14 protein-coding genes are annotated in these 15,884 nt (G+C 47.8%); 9 read left to right on the plus strand and 5 right to left on the minus strand.

All coding sequences use genetic code 11. The features are described 5' to 3' along the window. Nucleotides 1-103: 103 nt before the first annotated feature. Nucleotides 104-562 carry a GAF domain-containing protein gene (locus ACYP03_RS12875; RefSeq protein WP_459780225.1) on the minus strand — a complete coding sequence of 153 codons (459 nt, stop codon included), beginning with the start codon at nucleotides 560-562 and terminating at the stop codon, nucleotides 104-106. An 84-nt stretch (nucleotides 563-646) separates the two neighbouring features. On the opposite strand from ACYP03_RS12875, the gene ACYP03_RS12880 reads away from it, so the two are divergent. The 5 genes from ACYP03_RS12880 to ACYP03_RS12900 all read left to right on the plus strand — a co-directional run bounded on the left by ACYP03_RS12880 (nucleotide 647) and on the right by ACYP03_RS12900 (nucleotide 8,914). Then, nucleotides 647-2,479, plus strand: coding sequence for an ABC transporter ATP-binding protein (locus tag ACYP03_RS12880; protein WP_459780227.1), 1,833 nt, complete (start codon nucleotides 647-649; stop codon nucleotides 2,477-2,479). Between the two features lie 53 nt (nucleotides 2,480-2,532). Next, on the plus strand, nucleotides 2,533-3,723 hold the full coding sequence (locus ACYP03_RS12885; protein ID WP_248140265.1) for a paraquat-inducible protein A: 1,191 nt from the start codon (nucleotides 2,533-2,535) through the stop codon (nucleotides 3,721-3,723). Next, nucleotides 3,710-6,373: a PqiB family protein gene (locus ACYP03_RS12890; RefSeq protein ID WP_459780230.1), complete on the plus strand. Its 2,664-nt coding sequence runs from the start codon at nucleotides 3,710-3,712 to the stop codon at nucleotides 6,371-6,373. The genes ACYP03_RS12885 and ACYP03_RS12890 overlap by 14 nt, the downstream gene beginning before the upstream one ends. A 141-nt stretch (nucleotides 6,374-6,514) precedes the next feature. Next, the gene (rsmF, locus tag ACYP03_RS12895) at nucleotides 6,515-7,951 is read left to right on the plus strand and encodes a 16S rRNA (cytosine(1407)-C(5))-methyltransferase RsmF (protein WP_459780232.1); all 1,437 of its coding nucleotides are present in this window, start codon (nucleotides 6,515-6,517) and stop codon (nucleotides 7,949-7,951) included. 369 nt (nucleotides 7,952-8,320) lie between these two features. Then, the gene (locus ACYP03_RS12900) at nucleotides 8,321-8,914 is read left to right on the plus strand and encodes an FMN-dependent NADH-azoreductase (protein WP_459780234.1); all 594 of its coding nucleotides are present in this window, start codon (nucleotides 8,321-8,323) and stop codon (nucleotides 8,912-8,914) included. Nucleotides 8,915-9,052: 138 nt separating this feature from the next. Here the strand turns inward: ACYP03_RS12900 and ACYP03_RS12905 are convergent, their stop codons facing one another. Continuing rightward, nucleotides 9,053-9,367 carry a DUF496 family protein gene (locus ACYP03_RS12905; RefSeq protein WP_248140256.1) on the minus strand — a complete coding sequence of 105 codons (315 nt, stop codon included), beginning with the start codon at nucleotides 9,365-9,367 and terminating at the stop codon, nucleotides 9,053-9,055. A 468-nt stretch (nucleotides 9,368-9,835) separates the two neighbouring features. Here ACYP03_RS12905 and cspE (ACYP03_RS12910) point away from each other — a divergent pair, with 468 nt between their 5' ends. Further along, entirely contained in the window at nucleotides 9,836-10,045 is a 210-nt protein-coding gene (gene cspE, locus ACYP03_RS12910; protein ID WP_036752690.1) for a transcription antiterminator/RNA stability regulator CspE, read from the plus strand. A gap of 402 nt (nucleotides 10,046-10,447) precedes the next feature. Continuing rightward, complete coding sequence (gene cspE / locus ACYP03_RS12915; RefSeq protein ID WP_036752693.1) at nucleotides 10,448-10,657, plus strand: transcription antiterminator/RNA stability regulator CspE; 210 nt, start codon at nucleotides 10,448-10,450, stop codon at nucleotides 10,655-10,657. 85 nt (nucleotides 10,658-10,742) lie between these two features. On the opposite strand, the gene ACYP03_RS12920 is transcribed toward cspE (ACYP03_RS12915), so the two are convergent. After that, a complete protein-coding gene (locus ACYP03_RS12920) occupies nucleotides 10,743-10,904 on the minus strand; it encodes a hypothetical protein (protein ID WP_248140254.1) in 162 nt (53 codons plus the stop codon). An 87-nt stretch (nucleotides 10,905-10,991) separates the two neighbouring features. On the opposite strand from ACYP03_RS12920, the gene ACYP03_RS12925 reads away from it, so the two are divergent. Together ACYP03_RS12925 and ACYP03_RS12930 are read left to right on the plus strand one after the other, a co-directional pair. Next, nucleotides 10,992-12,407 carry a tyrosinase family protein gene (locus ACYP03_RS12925; RefSeq protein ID WP_459780237.1) on the plus strand — a complete coding sequence of 472 codons (1,416 nt, stop codon included), beginning with the start codon at nucleotides 10,992-10,994 and terminating at the stop codon, nucleotides 12,405-12,407. Nucleotides 12,408-12,464: 57 nt separating this feature from the next. Further along, nucleotides 12,465-12,779 (plus strand): hypothetical protein, encoded by a 315-nt coding sequence (locus tag ACYP03_RS12930; protein WP_459780240.1) that lies wholly within the window; start codon nucleotides 12,465-12,467, stop codon nucleotides 12,777-12,779. A 127-nt stretch (nucleotides 12,780-12,906) separates the two neighbouring features. Here ACYP03_RS12930 and ACYP03_RS12935 read toward each other — a convergent pair whose 3' ends face one another. Both ACYP03_RS12935 and ACYP03_RS12940 read right to left on the minus strand, forming a co-directional pair. After that, complete coding sequence (locus ACYP03_RS12935; RefSeq protein WP_459780242.1) at nucleotides 12,907-13,518, minus strand: methyltransferase domain-containing protein; 612 nt, start codon at nucleotides 13,516-13,518, stop codon at nucleotides 12,907-12,909. Between the two features lie 1,125 nt (nucleotides 13,519-14,643). Next, a complete protein-coding gene (locus ACYP03_RS12940; protein ID WP_459780244.1) occupies nucleotides 14,644-15,519 on the minus strand; it encodes an STM4504/CBY_0614 family protein in 876 nt (291 codons plus the stop codon). Nucleotides 15,520-15,884: the final 365 nt, after the last annotated feature.

A 15,884-nucleotide genomic window follows, 5' to 3' on the forward strand; every position in this document is an offset into this window, starting at 1 on the left:
CTGACAAAGCGAGAGTATCTCGCTGTTAGTGCTTTTTAATTAAAACCAATAAGTGCGGGCTATTATAATTACCTAATACTGAAAAACCACCGAAAGCATACAATTAGAGCTTAATTTGTAGTTCCTCAATGAATGAAACTAGTCCGTTTTCATCTTCCTGGTCAAATCTTGACAGACTTGGGCTATCAATATCCAACACGCCGTACAACTGGCCCTTCACAGAGAATGGAATCACGATCTCAGAATTACTGGCCGCATCGCATGCAATGTGACCTTCAAATTGATGAACATCACTCACTCGCAGCACTTTATTCTCAGCGATTGCGGTACCACAAACACCCCGCCCCACAGGTATACGAACACAAGCAGGATTGCCCTGGAATGGGCCCAGCACCAATTCATTATCTTTCAGTAAATAGAAACCTACCCAGTTAATATCCTCTAACTCCATGTTGAGTAAGGCACTAATATTAGAAATATTAGCAATGATATCGGTTTCCCCGTCAACCAGTGCCACTGCCTGTTGGGTTAAACGCCGGTAGAATGCAGATTTATTTTCCATGGCTTACTCCTTATATAGCCGCTAAAATGGCACCCTTTCATAGAAATAGGAATCATTATCATAGTGAAAGACTCAAAGAATCAAATGATTAACTGGTCATGGCTGATAAAGCAAGCAAAACATCATAAAAACAGGCTAATCGCTGCCAATATCATCGCAGTTGTTGCCACGCTGATCAGCGTCCCGATTCCACTGCTCATGCCGCTGATGGTGGATGAAGTTCTCCTGCAACAACCCGGCAAAGGTGTCGCTCTCCTCAACAACTTTCTTCCTGAAGCCTGGCAAACATCAGCAGCCTACATTGTACTGGTCCTGCTGATGGTCGTCCTGATGCGTTCCGCAAGCCAGGCATTGAACATTTTGCAGAGCCGGCAATTCACCCTGGTCGCGAAAAATATCACTTATCAGATGCGACGCCATCTGATTGATAAGCTGGGCCGGATCAGCATGCGCCAGTATGAAGAACGTGGGAGCGGCGGGATCACGTCTCATCTGGTCACCGATGTCGAAACAATTGATAAGTTTGTCGGCGATACACTCAGCCGATTCCTGATTGGTATCCTGACCGTCATCGGTACAGCCGTTGTGCTGCTCTGGCTGAACTGGGAACTCGGGCTGTTCATCCTTCTGGTCAATCCGGTGGTTATATATACTTCGCGGAAAATGGGGAACCGGGTCAAACACCTGAAACGCAAAGAAAACCAGGCGTTTGAAAAATTTCAGCAACGACTGGTTGAAACCCTCGACGGGATTTATCAGCTGCGGGCAGCAAACCGTGAACGGGACTTTCTGGCCAACCTGAAAGAACATGCCAACAGTATCCGCCACAATGCTGACAAGTATGCCTGGCAGTCTGAAGCCGCCGGACGCGTCTCTTTCCTGCTGTTTCTGATTGGTTTCGAACTGTTTCGTGCCGCTGCGATGCTGATGGTCCTGTTCAGTGATTTAACCATCGGCCAGATGTTCGCCGTCTTTGGCTACCTCTGGTTTATGCTGAGTCCGGTGCAGGAATTGCTGGGGATCCAATTTGCCTGGTACGGTGCTTCTGCGGCGATGCAACGGCTGAATCATCTCATTGCTCTCGAAGAAGAAGTACGTCCGGTTGCGAAAGTAGACCCGTTCATTGCAGGTGAACACATTGCCATAGAGATCAATAACCTTGATTTCTCCTATGATGAAGATAAGAAGGTTTTGAATGGTCTGAACTTGTCTTTGCCGGCCGGGAAACGAGTTGCTTTGGTGGGCGCATCCGGTGGTGGTAAATCGACGCTGATTCAGTTGCTGCTTGGCATCTATCAGAAAGACAGTGGCGATATTCTGATTAACGGCCATCCGGTAGAAGACGTCAGCTATGAAGCGCTGCGGGAAAAAATGGCTGTTGTGTTACAACAACCGGTTTTGTTCAATGACACACTGCGGAACAACCTGTCTCTGGGCGCTGATTACAAAGATGAACAATTGTGGCAGGCGCTTGAAATCGCGCAGTTAACGGATGTCACACAACGTCTGAGTGAAGGACTGGAAACTCAGATCGGACGTCAGGGAATACGCTTATCCGGCGGACAACGTCAGCGTCTGGCAATCGCGCGGATGATCCTGACCAACCCGGATTTCGTGATTCTGGATGAAGCAACGTCTGCACTGGATACGGCCACAGAAGCTGCCCTGCATACAGCCCTGAACGATTTCTTGTATGACAAAACCACATTGATCGTGGCGCACCGTCTGTCGGCAGTAAAGCAGGCTGATATCATTTATGTTCTGGAAGACGGACAGGTCAGTCAGACCGGTACGCATTCCGAACTGGTCAATACAGCCGGTCTATATCAGACCCTGTACGGCTCAGCCCAATCCAGCGAGACTGAACAACCGTTGAATAACGCAGGCCTGACAGTAGCCAGGATCAATACAAAATAATATAGTGTCGCCAGTTCAAGCAGTTAACCGGAATAAAGAGGACGGAACCATCCATGTCGACAGTAAGACTCTGCCCTTGCTGTGATTTGCCTTTAACCCCGATGGTGACCCCCCGGGGCCAAAGTGCATTCTGTCCTCGCTGCGAATCACGCCTGTACCGGGGAGGCATGCCCTCCCTGCGTGGCGACCTGGCAATTGCCGTCACTGGGCTGATATTGTTTCTGCCAGCCCATCTGTATCCCTTGATTACAATACGCCTGTTCGGTGTGATGATTCCGGCAACCATTCCTTCAGGCACTTTCACGCTTGCGGCTGACTTTCCTGCCGTGGCAGCTCTGATCCTGTTTTGCAGTACAATCGCGCCTTTTTTGGTTTTTCTCGCTGTACTCGGCGTCCAGCTGGGTCTGGCGAAAAGGCAGCTCACACTCTTTAAACGTTCATTGTGGTGTATCGAAAAACTGAAACACTGGGCCATGTTTGATGTTTATCTCGTCAGCCTCGGGATTGCCTGTTTCAAAGTCAAAGATTACGCCGACATTTATGCTGGCCCCGGACTGTTTTGTCTGGTGAGCATGCAGCTGCTCATGGTCATCATGCTGACCCGCATCCACGTGAAAAGGTACTGGGAGCTCTGGCAGCCGGAAACCGAACACCGGGGAACCAGACTAAAGTTACATTGTCACACTTGCCACATGAGTCAGGCCGAAGGTGAATATTGTCAGCGCTGTCACAGCCCGATTCACTATCGCGCCCCCCATTCCATTCAGAAGACCTGGGCTTTTCTCATCACGGGTGCAATTTTTATCATCCCGGCCAACGTCTACCCGATTTCGATTTTCCTCAATAATGGCAAACGTCTCGAAGATACGATTCTGTCCGGAGTTGCCACCCTGATTAATACCGGCATGGAAGGCATTGCCGCGCTGATATTCTTTGCCAGTATCGTTGTTCCGATCGCGAAAATACTCGGTCTGGCATTCATCCTGCTGTGTATTCATTTCAAAAGAAATATCAATCATATTTACCGAATGAGGATGTACCGTATTATTCAATGGATTGGTAAATGGTCCATGATGGACCTGTTCGTCATTTCCATCATGGTCGCACTGATTGACCGTGGCCAAATTCTTGATTTCACGCCAGGCCCTGGCGCGATTGCCTTTGCTACGGTTGTGGTACTGACCATGTTAGCCGCAGAAAGTCTGGATCCTCGTCTGATTTGGGATAACTATGACAAAAAATAACTACCCTCCACAGTCTCCGTTTGGTCCGCCAGTCGGCCCGCAGCAACCACAGCCGGTCAATGTCAAAAGAGACAGGCAAATCTCTCCGCTGTGGATTCTCCCGCTTCTGGCGCTGGGACTGGCCGCCTGGCTTGTTTTTCAGGCAGTCAGTGAAGCCGGACAGCGGATTACAATTCACTTTGAAGATGCCGCCGGTCTGATTGCAGGCCGGACAACGATTCGTTATCAGGGTCTGGAAGTCGGGATTGTCCGGGATGTCAAACTGTCTGAAGATCTGCACAGTATCTATGTCACGGCCGACATCTACCCGGAAGCGGTGCAGATCCTGCGAAAAGGCACCCGTTTCTGGCTGGTGAAACCGAAAGCCTCCATTACTGGTATCAGCGGACTGGATGCATTGGTCTCCGGCAACTACATTGCGTTGCTGCCCGGACGAGGGGAACCAACCAATGAATTCACGGCTCTGGACAGCCAGCCCGCAGAAACACCGGCTGGGGACGGCCTGACGATTCAGCTTCAGGCGCCCGATTTAGGCTCAGTGTCAGTGGGCGCACAGGTTTACTATAAAAAAATCCCGGTGGGTGAAGTCTATAACTACACCCTGAGTAATAATAAGAAACGCGTTCTGATTGATGTGCTGATTCAGCCTCAGTATGCCAATCTGGTGACGAACAAAAGCCGCTTCTGGAACGTCAGTGGTGTCAGCGCCAATATTGGCTTAAATGGCGTGGATGTTCAGTTTGAAAGCTTGTCTGCGCTGATTGCAGGCGCCATCGCTTTTGACTCCCCTGACGAAGGTTTACCGATCCAGCCAAATCACCTGTTTCGGCTCTATCCGGACCTGAATACCGCCGGACGAGGGATCGCCATTACCATCGAATTACCGGATAACAACAACATCAGTGCAGGTGGTGCCCCCATTGTGTACAGGGGATTGCAGATTGGTCAGATTTCCGACCTGCGTCTTGATCGCCAACGAAAACGCATTATTGCCAGTGCAGCCATCGAACCCAGCATGAGCGACCTGCTCACAACGGGCACCAGCATGCTGCTGGAAGAAGCCGATCTGTCCCTGAGTGGCGTCAAAAATCTCGGGAATCTGATTAAAGGGAACTTCCTCACCCTGCTCCCGGGGGAAGGCGAACCGTCGCGTCAGTTTCAAGCTTTCACTCAGGAACAGCTGGAAGAAAAACGTCCCGGTGCAGCCAGTATCCAGTTGAGTGCAGACCAAAGCTATGGCATCAGCAGAGGCACCAAAGTCACGCACAAAGGCATGACAGTCGGCAGCGTAAAACAGGTCATTCTGGATAAAGACAAGGTGCGTTTTGACATCATTATCAAGCCTGAATATACCGCACTGGTCCGCAGTCAAAGCCGATTCTATATTGATGGTGGCATCCAGGCTGATATCAGCCCGGAAGGGATTAATGTGTCAGTCCCGCCGGCAGAGCAACTGATCAGCAACAGCATTGCTTTCACCAGCACAGGCCAAAGCCCAATGCGCCGACATTATCAATTATTCAAAAATCAGTCGCTGGCCCGACTTGCAGGCAATCAGCAACAAGGCAGTACAACCATTCAGCTTTTTGCGGATGCCCTGCCTTCAGTCAGTGAAGGCAGCCCGGTTCTCTATCGCAACCTGCCGGTTGGGAAAGTTAGCCAATACGCTCTGACCCGTGACGGTGTCACAATAAAACTGGCAATTCAAAACCAGTATCGCCATTTAATTACAGCCAGCAGTGTATTCTGGAATCAGTCTGGTGTGGAAGTTGAGGCTGGCCTGAGCGGCGTCAACATCAAAGCCAGCCCTTTGGCTTCCCTGATTAAAGGCGGCATTGCTTTTGACAGCATGAGCGGCATTCCAAACCGGGTCGGCAAGCAGTTCAAACTCTTTGCCAGCCTGAAAGATGCCAAGGAATTCGGCACTCAGATCAGCCTGACCGCCAGCCATGCAAAAGGCATCTCGGCCGGTACCAATATTCAGTTTCAGGGGGTTGTGGTCGGTAAAGTCCTGACGCTGACACCTGATTTTAAAACCGGACTGGTGACCATCGATGCCCGACTCTTCCCGCAATTTGCAGATTCACTGACCCGAACCGAAACGCACTTCTGGCTGGTGGCACCGAAGATTGACCTCACCGGAGTGAAGAATCTCGACAGTATCCTTCGCAGTTATATTGAAGTAGAACCCGGAGAAGGAAACTATCGCCAGACGTTTACACTCTCTGAACAGGCCAGCGAAACCTTTAATGGCCTGACCGTCATATTGGAAAGCGTTGCCCGCGCATCCGTGCGTCCCGGCACGCCCTTGTTATTCAGAGACATTCAGGTGGGCCAGGTCAGTAATGTGGCCTTGGGTGAGCTGGCAGACCGGGTTCTGATTGAAGCGCAAATCGAACCTGATTTCCGCCATTTGGTCCGGGCCGATACTGTATTCTGGAATACTTCCGGATTAGATGTCAGCCTGGGACTGACCGGCGCCAGTATTCAGGCAGGAACAGTGGATACGCTGATACGGGGCGGGATTGCCCTGGCAACACCAGAGGGACAGCCGCTCTCAGCACCTGCTCAGACAGGCACCCATTTCCTGCTGCACGAGAAAGCCAATCCTGAGTGGAAAAAATGGCGCACTGCCATTCCAGCTGAGTAAGGAGTCGACAACCCATCCCTCACAGGCAAGCCGGTGTGCTTGCCTGTTTCGTATCTGCCGGATCTCAGCCAGACCGGGCTATATCCAACCGCCGGTTTGTTATAGACTTGCCGCCTCTGCATTCTAACTGAGATAAAGCAAGTGCATCAGTCCATTTATATTCCAGACGACTTCATTCACCACATTCGCCAGATTTTGCCAGATGGTCTGGATATGGACAGCTTTCTCGCCTGCTGCCGCACCCCGCTTCGGCGCAGTATCCGGGTTAACACCCTGAAAATTTCAGTGTCCGATTTTCTGGAGCGTATCCGGGACAAAGACTGGCAGCTCACGCCAATCCCATGGTGTCAGGAAGGCTTCTGGATTGACTACGATGAAACCAGAACCGAGTCACTCGGCAATACCCCCGAACATCTGGCCGGGCTTTTCTATATTCAGGAAGCCAGTTCCATGTTGCCCGTTACCGCATTGCTGACGGATAACGACCAGATTGGCTGCGTGCTCGACATGGCTGCAGCGCCCGGTTCAAAAACCACCCAGATCGCGGCAGCAATGCAGCATGAGGGAGCGCTGGTTGCCAATGAGCTGTCTGCCAGCCGCATCAAGGTTCTTCATGCAAACCTGCAACGCTGTGGCGTTTCCAACACGGCACTGACTCATTTCGACGGCAAAGTGTTTGGCAGCTGGACGCCAGAAGCTTTCGACAGCATCCTGCTGGACGCACCATGCTCAGGCGAAGGCGCGATTCGGAAAGATGAAGATGCAATGGCGAACTGGAGCCTGGCACATATCGAGGAAATCGCAGCAATCCAGCGTGATTTAATTGTCAGTGCTTTTCAGGCGTTGAAACCTGGGGGGGTTATGGTGTATTCCACCTGTACCCTGAACCGGACAGAAAACCAGGGTGTCTGCCTTTATCTGAAAGAGACCTTTGGTGAGGCCGTTGCGTTTGAACCGCTGAGTGAACTCTTCGAGGGCGCAGAAAAAACCTGTACTGAAGAAGGCTTTTTGCATGTTTTCCCGCAGGTTTACGACAGTGAAGGCTTTTTCGTGGCACGCATCCGCAAACTCGCCCCCGTTGAAACCGAGCAGCCCCAAAAACGGAAAGCCAAATTCCCTTTTTCCCCGGCTTCCCACAAAGAAAGTGAGCAGATTCTGAACCAGTTAAATCAGGATCTTTCACTCCGGGTTCCGGATGACCGGGAACTCTGGCTTCGTGATCAGGAAATCTGGCTCTTCCCTGCCCGGCTTCGCCCGCTACTGGACAATATTCGTTTTCAGCGTATTGGCATTAAACTGGCTGAACAACATAAAAAAGGTTACCGCTGGCAACATGAAGCCATCATGACACTGGCAACAGGCAAAGAACCGCAATGTATTGCTCTGACTGAGGCGCAAGCCAATGAGTGGATCATGGGCCGCGATATCCGACCGGAAACGATGACAGGCAAAGGTGAAGTCATTGTTACCTATCAGGATTTCCCGTTCGGATTGGGGAAATGGGTCGGCAACCGCATTAAAAACGGCATGCCCAGAGAACTGGTCCGAGATACGGGTTTATCTGGGAATCGCTGTTAAATTCGGAGCAGATGATTAATTAATGGTTCTATCTCAGTAGCCTTGGCTGTCTCAGGGCTAAAACTGGCAAAAAATACTGTGTGAACTAAGATTGATATTGTAATTGATCTCCATTTACAAACCAGTTAGCGCAAGGCTCTCACGAGCCATTCCCCTAAGCCCGAAACAGGAGTCGTTTCGGGCTATTTTTTATCTTATTTTCAGTCACTTACCTTTCAGGTTATTCGTCTTCTTTGTACAGATATTCCTTTCCTTCAAAATTGTTGAACAAGTTACACAACTTTTTCAGCTTTTAGCTGCGTACTTCAAGTTTTATAGTGAGTTCCAAGTTCAGCAACTCCCCAGCATTTTTATTGAAGGAAGCGTGTTATGTCTAAAATTCTTGTTCTGAAATCCAGCATCCTTGGTGGTTACTCTCAATCGAATGCACTGATCGACCATCTGGTCAATACGAAAGCAGACGACATCTCAACCATTATTGAACGCGACCTGGTTGCTAATCCACTGCCTGTACTGGATGGCGAACTGGCTGGCGGTTTACGCGGCAGTGATAACCTGACTCAGCGTCAGCAAGAGACCATTGCCCTGTCAAACCAGCTGATTGAAGAAATTGAAGCCAGTGATACGCTGATCATTGGTGCGCCAATGTACAACTTCAGTATCCCGACGCAGTTAAAAAACTGGTTTGACTTAATTGCCCGTGCTGGTGTGACTTTCTCTTACACCGAAAATGGCCCGGTTGGCCTGCTGACCAACAAAAAAGTCATTGTTGTCACCTCTCGCGGTGGCATGCACCAAGGGAATGCAACGGATACAATGGTCCCTTACCTGAAAACAATTCTGGGCTTTGTTGGCATGACCGATGTTGAGTTCGTTTACGCCGAAGCGCTGAACATGGGTGATGAAATGGCAAGCAAAGGCCTGAATCAAGCCAAAGCTCAAATTGAAACCTTAGCTGTTTAAGCACCGTCCTTGTACGCGTACTTGCCTTTTCAAAAAAAGCCGCCTTTGCGGCTTTTCTTTTTAATCAAGTGCCATAAAAAAAGCTGCGCCTGAGCGCAGCTTCCTTCATGATCCATTTGAACCGCGTTTTTCACCCATTTACTTGGTTGGACGACTCGCCAGTTCAGTTCGTTTTTGTTCTTTGAGCAGTTTACTGGCTTCACGGCGCTCTTTAGACAACTCGGCACTGATAATAATGTGGTCATCCACACGATCTTCATAATCGCCTTTCATTGTCTCAATAATGCTGACAATTTCATCATGTGACATTTCAGGCTGAATATAGTCAATCAGGTTTTCAAGCAGTTCGACACGCTTGCGGTTGTCTCTGATTTTACGGTCATTATCCAGAATTTCTCGTTTTAGCTTATTTCTGCGTCTGGCAAGCCGAACCAATTCCAGGATATTGTTCATGTTTTGTCCTTACTATGAAACTTGAAAGCCTAAATTAATCTGGGTTATATCAGAAACCCCTCTTGCTTCTCAAGTAAGATCTCAATGAAATCAATTCCCCCTTCATTTCATTGATCTCACTCAGGACTTCATTGTTTGAATCGCATATTTAACCAGACAATGATGTCATCATAGCTTGCCAATGTGATGACAGTTGTTTTTCATTTATGAGACAAGGAGTTAAAAAACAAATATGCGCATAGTTTCTTGTTAGGTGACTCACAAACTTCCGCTTAATTATTTGCTTTTGGTATATCAGAGCCTACTCTTTCCAGATACCAGTAGTGATTTGGCAAGATGCAATACGCGTGCAACACTTCTCGTCAAGGTTTTTTCTGAAGGCTGTTGTCCTGAAGCTAGCAGTACGTTGGCATTCACGTTAAAAAATTATTGGTTAGCTACGTAAGAGTTAGAGATTCAGGAGACAACATGTCTAAAGCAACAGGTACCGTTAAGTGGTTTAACGAAGAAAAAGGATTTGGTTTTATCACTCAGGATAACGGTGGCGCTGACGTATTTGTACACTTCCGCGCGATTATTGGTGATGGATTCAAGACACTGGCCGAAGGCCAAAAAGTGACCTATGACGTTGAGCAAGGCCAGAAAGGTCTGCAAGCGGCGAATGTCGAAAAAATATAAGTTAACAGAACGTTAGCGACCAAAAGGGCTGACTGGCCCTTTTTTTGTACCTGCACGTTATCCGGTCAGTCATCCGACCAATTTACGTTATTCATATCACTGCTAACCGCTTGAATCCCTTTTCAAAATCCACCATAAGTGAAGCTAACATCACAATTACTCAGATTTTTTTAGGTGAAACTCACTATTTCCTTGCCGTCGACCTTGCAATATGGCCTAATGGGCCTGCCTATAATGCAACGCTATTTATGCAACAAAGTGAAAAGTATACTTCGTTACACCCGCTTCACCTTAAGCGCCGTTGTCCTGAAGAGCTACATCCTTGTCCATAAGCAATCCATTATGTTGGCATGAAGCACGCCCCTGGGCGTTATTGTTCCTAATATTTTCAGGAGACATCCTATGTCTAAAGCAACTGGTACTGTTAAGTGGTTTAACGACGAGAAAGGTTTTGGTTTCATCACTCAAGACAACGGCGGTGCTGACGTATTCGTTCACTTCCGTGCTATCACTGGTGAAGGCTTCAAATCTCTGGCTGAAGGTCAGAAAGTGAAGTTCGATATCGAGCAAGGCCAAAAAGGTCCTCAAGCTGCTAACGTTGAGCGCGTATAAGCCCTCTTCGTAAAAGAACATGATTGAGAGCGCCCTTGTGGCGCTCTTTTTGTTTTCCATGCCAATAAACACGCACCTGCCCGTTTCACTCTGCCTCGCAATTTTTCTTTCCCGGAATTGAAGTTGAAACTTCATCACTTTCATTTTTCCGTCTGAATCCATCAAGCTGATCCGCCTTTGAAATATCCGTTTCATGTTTGCTCTTGCCCTCTAATTTTCCACCTTCGGCAACAGACCTCTTTTTCATGTCTTATATTAACTACACACGAGCATTATTTTTTGTGCAAACCAGTCATTTTGCATTTCAACCCATTCCACCTTGCAGGAGTGAACCATGACGACTGTCGCGAAACTCAACTACCGGAGAAAGCTGGCAGGACTTCCGCTTATCCGCTTCAATTTGTTGCGCCTGAATCCGGAGGATGTTCAGGACCTACGCGATGCTTACGCAGCCATGTATGAAATATCAGACCTCGCCATTGGTGACCGACGGGGTTACTACGCTTTAGCCAGGGGCCATGGATACGATCAGGACCTTTGTCACGATGACAGCCGGACATTCCTGACCTGGCATCGTTCCTACCTCTATTCATTTGAGAAAGCCCTGAATACCGCATTACAGTGGAAACGCAAAGACAAGGATCTGGAGCTGACGCTTCCCTACTGGGACTGGACACAGTTCAACAAATCCACTCATGCTGCCAATGGACTGCCGAAATTACTCAATGACACAAGCTACAAGAATCAGAACGGCGATACTGTCGAAAACCCGCTGAACCGTGCCAAAAGTTTGTACCGTACCCTCTCGCAAGGTTTAGCCGGTGAAGAACAATACACCCAGCGATTCCCTGCAGCGTTTAAACAGAACATCAACCAATTAAAGGATGATGTTGACCGCTATATGGATAACCCCAACTTTGTGAGTTTTCAGGATGACTTCAACTTTGGCGCCCATGGTGCGATTCACGTACTCGTCGGGGGTGTCGACGATTCGCCTTTACCCGACAACAATGGCGACATGTGGGCCGTAATCTCGGCCGCCTATGACCCCTTATTCTGGCTGCATCACAGTATGGTCGACAAAGTCTGGTTCGACTGGCAGACATTGCACCCGGATGCCAATATTCCTCCCCATGTGCTGCAAAAAGTTGTGTACGACGGCAGAGTCGGCAAGGATCTGATCGATGCTGAAACTTCCCTGAAATACATCTACTCCGAGAACTCCGTCGAATCTGCCGTTGCAGCCACGGGGACCACCAATACGCTGCCTGCCCGATCCCTCTCCGCGGCTGCCAGCCATGCGAAAGAGCTTTCGTTTGGTCTGGTTGAAGGCGGCTTTGTCCGGGCTCAGCTTGATTTTCTGCGGCTTCATCCGCCGAAAGACAGCTATGAAATTCGTGCTTATATCGACAATCCAGCCTGCAACGCTGGAACAGGTTTTGACGATGACAGTTATTCAGGACGCCTGGTGCTTTTTGGTCACGGTAAATGCCACGGCGCTCCCGGTCACTGCAACCCGGCACAAGCGCTGAGAGATGAATACGATATCCGCCCCAAACATCCCTTACGGTATGAGCATACCCGCTACACGATCGACCTCACCCGTGGACTACGACGATATATCGGCAGGAAGAAGTCGGTGGAAGATCTGAAAATTTATCTCATCGTACTTGATGGCAAAGGCAAGGTGGTTGCCCCGGACAGCATCAAATATGACGGCTGCTCCTTACGGACATTTGCGAAGCAATAAAATTCTTCCCCGTGGTTGAAGCGTTTCACAACCACGGGGAGCTATACTCAGGATCTTATGAAAATTACTGTGCCCCCTCATGCCGCCCGGGATGGCGCGCTTCGTATCTGGCTGCGCCGTATCCCTGTCAGAAGCCAGATCGTCTATGCCTTCCGCTCAGGCAAAAGTCAGGATGATAAGCATCCTGTCAGTCAGGCCGTTCTCTATGGTCGTGGTGAAGGGTCAAGTGCATCTGAACGTGCAATGCTGCTTTTCCGGCCCAACAAAAATGAACCGCCTTTCCAGGCCGGCGAAATTTTAACGCTGAAAGTACACCACACTGATGAAGACGAATTTCAGGAGATTGACTTCGATGTGAGTCACATTGAGTAGCGCTGCGGCTCAACACAACCAGAAGAGATTTTTGAGCAAGTCTAATCAAACTCAAACAGCCTGGTGAACCTGAACCTTCGGAGCATCGCTGCGCGATCTAGATTCAGAGATCCTCATGACAGCAGCATTACCGTCGTTTGATTGCAACGACAGAAAACGTATGCCAGTGCTTCTCCTTCCCGATCAACGTTGTCCCCGGTTCATTTCGTTCCTGAAACTGAACGATTTCAAATCCCTTGAACAAATGAAGTATTTCTTGTTTGCTCAAAGGCGCTGTCGCACTGTGAAAACCAGATGCCCAGCTGTCATCCGTTCCCATAAAATCACCCGAGAAAACACCACCTGCTACGATGCTCGATGTTATTGCTTGCCAGGTGTCTTTCAATTGTATGGGGTCGGCAAAAAACAAACTGGCATGCGCAATGATCAACCCAGCCTGCGGGTAAATAAATTGCTCAAAGGTCGATTGTGAAACATTCACTTGTGGCGTGTGTTCGAAGCGCTCATGGCAGATAGCAACTGACTCATCATTGATATCGAAACCATGCACCTGATACCCCTGCTGCACAAGAAAGGCCATATCACTTCCTGTACCACAGCCACAATCAACCGCAACGTTCAAACCCGATTCATTCTGCTTCACCGCAAGTTCAGTTGCGAAAGCATGCTTCCTTGCGATGGCTTTCTCGTAAAATTGACGCCAGTTGTTTTGTTTACCTTGTTCATCCTTGATGGGCACGGTTTTCTCCTTAACGATTTGGGAGCATCACAGGCCATTTATCTGCGAAGAGCCAATACCGTAAATTTGTCACTCAATCGATTCTGACATCACTTGATTTATCTTCAACTGCCAAAACTAAATTCTCATACTTCCAATATTGAAAGCATTAAAACACCGTTCAAAAATAATGAAAGTGAAAATAAGAACTACCGTATATCAAGATAATATAGACAGTACCCCAAATATTGGGCTGAATGTCTTAGTAATTTCACCTGAAACCGCGTGAATCAACGATATCAACGTAAGACACTAATATAAAACAGTTTTCCTTGCCTTCCTTGATTGTTCACACCCGTTTTTATTTGCCCCTTTTTTGTCCCCACCAGCCAAATATGAGTGATTTTTCGCAGCGTTTGCCCCTTTTTTGCCCCCATAATTCTAGGTCAGACAGGCGACAAAGCCGGAGCCAGATTTCATTAGATTTTCCTGTCTTCCCTTTGTAAGACTTATCCCACCAAAAGATAAACTTCTAACAAGGTTCTGGACAGATATTGGTTAGATCATAAACTCTAATTTATTCATTTTGGTTTACATTTATTATTTTGAGGATGTGACTATCGGCTTTTCATAAAGCTATCAATGCATAGATATTCAAAAGGAAAGGTTGAAGTGGTCAATGAAAATTGGCCACTTCAGTAACCCCGACAGTTACACAGAATTATTTACAGAGTCGTTAACTGTGCCAGCAGCAATGAACATCAATGTGACTTCATTCCGCCATAGTTTTATTACGAAATTCTATGACATGGGTGCCCAGCAAGTCCTTATCCAAACAGTAGTTGGACACAGCAAAAACGCCGGAATCAAAGATAGATACAGCCACTACGATTCACTGAGCAGTTAAAGCTATTGAATGGTGGTGTGATTTCAAAAGTGAGTTACTAGTTATGTTATTGTCACAACAAGATAGCTAAATCGACCAAAATCCTGCCAGTTCCACCAAACGTTTGGAAACAGCTTATTTTCAATAGGTTATTGCCTTTTGAGAATACGCTGTTTTTGTATGAGTGCCACAGCATAGCACTCACTCTAATCATTTCATTTCGTGGTAGCAGTTACCAAGAAACACTATGTTGGTTGCCGTTAAATGCAGCGTATAACTAGCCCTTGCGATATCTCTCTTACCTCTTTACCCGCACCATGACCACCAGACTTATTGCGTATTGTAGGTACACCTGACTCTAACAACTGTCTGAATGCTGTGAATTGATTCTGCATGTATACAGGCACAAGCTCATTCTCAATACATTTATGAATTAACTTAGCTGCTGGTAGCTGGTCGTGCTCTTTATCATCAATCCAGCCTTTCTCATGACAGATAGCTTTCATCAAGCTCTCAAATGATTTACAACAATCAGTGATACATTCTTCATAATTGCCATGTCGATAATGCTCATGTGCAGATAGGAACTCTTCTTGAGCACCTTTAAAATCTTGCAGTATAAACAGTGCTGGTTTTACAACTTCCGCGTGGATGTACTGTTCATCGATTCGAACAATTATCCCATCAGTAAATTCGTAGCCAAAACCCGCACGCTTCATTCGTTCATTTAACTCTTCAAGTGCATCATCCGGCTCTTGAGATGGGTTGTCATTATGGCGAAAATTAACCCAGTCTTGGCGGACATGTTTGTCAATCAATCGACAAGCTAACTCAAGAACATCAATAAATTGCTCTGTAGGAGTATGGTATTCTAAGTAGTCTTGTAACCAAAGCGCGCTTCCCTCCTTGTGACTACCTAAGCTCGACTCCCCGTACTCTCGTTTTAAAATGTTGAAAATAGCAACATAAACACCTTCCGAAGGAGTGAGGTACCCCCCATAGTTTATTCTGCTTCCGATTGCAGCAATCAGAATCTGCGCCACCTGAGTTCTTAACCTGTCGCCCACGTCCGCATACTGGTACACCTCTGGGTATTTTGCTTTATTTCTAGTGGAGTAAAGTTCGTAGATTGCCATCAATAACCTTCCCTTTCGTTAAGTACATCAATGCATTATACCATCACTATGCATCAAGCAACGTATACAGCGTAGCCCTACCTATCCCTAAGTCCTTGGCTGCTTGAACTTTTGGGACACAAAAGCTTCTGAACATTCTCTCTAGTCACCAGTGCTTTAGGTCTACCAATGTGTTTACCCGCAGCCTTAGCTGCCGCTATGCCCTCAGCTTGACGCTCCTTAATCAACTCCCTTTCCATTGCAAGCTTCTCGCACTTCCCTCTCAATGCTCTCTTACTGCCTGAGCATGCGCTCGTTCACGAGCTTTCTGCCTGCGCTGGGATTAACGTGCAGCTTGTTTTTGGCTCTATCTATCTCCTGACAAC

This window comes from Photobacterium sp. R1 (assembly GCF_054600795.1).

What these genes read in the sequence shown, in the direction of transcription:
- ACYP03_RS12875 (WP_459780225.1), bottom strand. Translation starts at nt 562, where the DNA reads ATGGAAAATAAATCTGCATTCTACCGGCGTTTAACCCAACAGGCAGTG.
- ACYP03_RS12880 (WP_459780227.1), top strand. Translation starts at nt 647, where the DNA reads ATGATTAACTGGTCATGGCTGATAAAGCAAGCAAAACATCATAAAAAC.
- ACYP03_RS12885 (WP_248140265.1), top strand. Translation starts at nt 2,533, where the DNA reads ATGTCGACAGTAAGACTCTGCCCTTGCTGTGATTTGCCTTTAACCCCG.
- ACYP03_RS12890 (WP_459780230.1), top strand. Translation starts at nt 3,710, where the DNA reads ATGACAAAAAATAACTACCCTCCACAGTCTCCGTTTGGTCCGCCAGTC.
- ACYP03_RS12900 (WP_459780234.1), top strand. Translation starts at nt 8,321, where the DNA reads ATGTCTAAAATTCTTGTTCTGAAATCCAGCATCCTTGGTGGTTACTCT.
- ACYP03_RS12905 (WP_248140256.1), bottom strand. Translation starts at nt 9,367, where the DNA reads ATGAACAATATCCTGGAATTGGTTCGGCTTGCCAGACGCAGAAATAAG.
- cspE (WP_036752690.1), top strand. Translation starts at nt 9,836, where the DNA reads ATGTCTAAAGCAACAGGTACCGTTAAGTGGTTTAACGAAGAAAAAGGA.
- cspE (WP_036752693.1), top strand. Translation starts at nt 10,448, where the DNA reads ATGTCTAAAGCAACTGGTACTGTTAAGTGGTTTAACGACGAGAAAGGT.
- ACYP03_RS12920 (WP_248140254.1), bottom strand. Translation starts at nt 10,904, where the DNA reads ATGAAAAAGAGGTCTGTTGCCGAAGGTGGAAAATTAGAGGGCAAGAGC.
- ACYP03_RS12925 (WP_459780237.1), top strand. Translation starts at nt 10,992, where the DNA reads ATGACGACTGTCGCGAAACTCAACTACCGGAGAAAGCTGGCAGGACTT.
- ACYP03_RS12930 (WP_459780240.1), top strand. Translation starts at nt 12,465, where the DNA reads ATGAAAATTACTGTGCCCCCTCATGCCGCCCGGGATGGCGCGCTTCGT.
- ACYP03_RS12940 (WP_459780244.1), bottom strand. Translation starts at nt 15,519, where the DNA reads ATGGCAATCTACGAACTTTACTCCACTAGAAATAAAGCAAAATACCCA.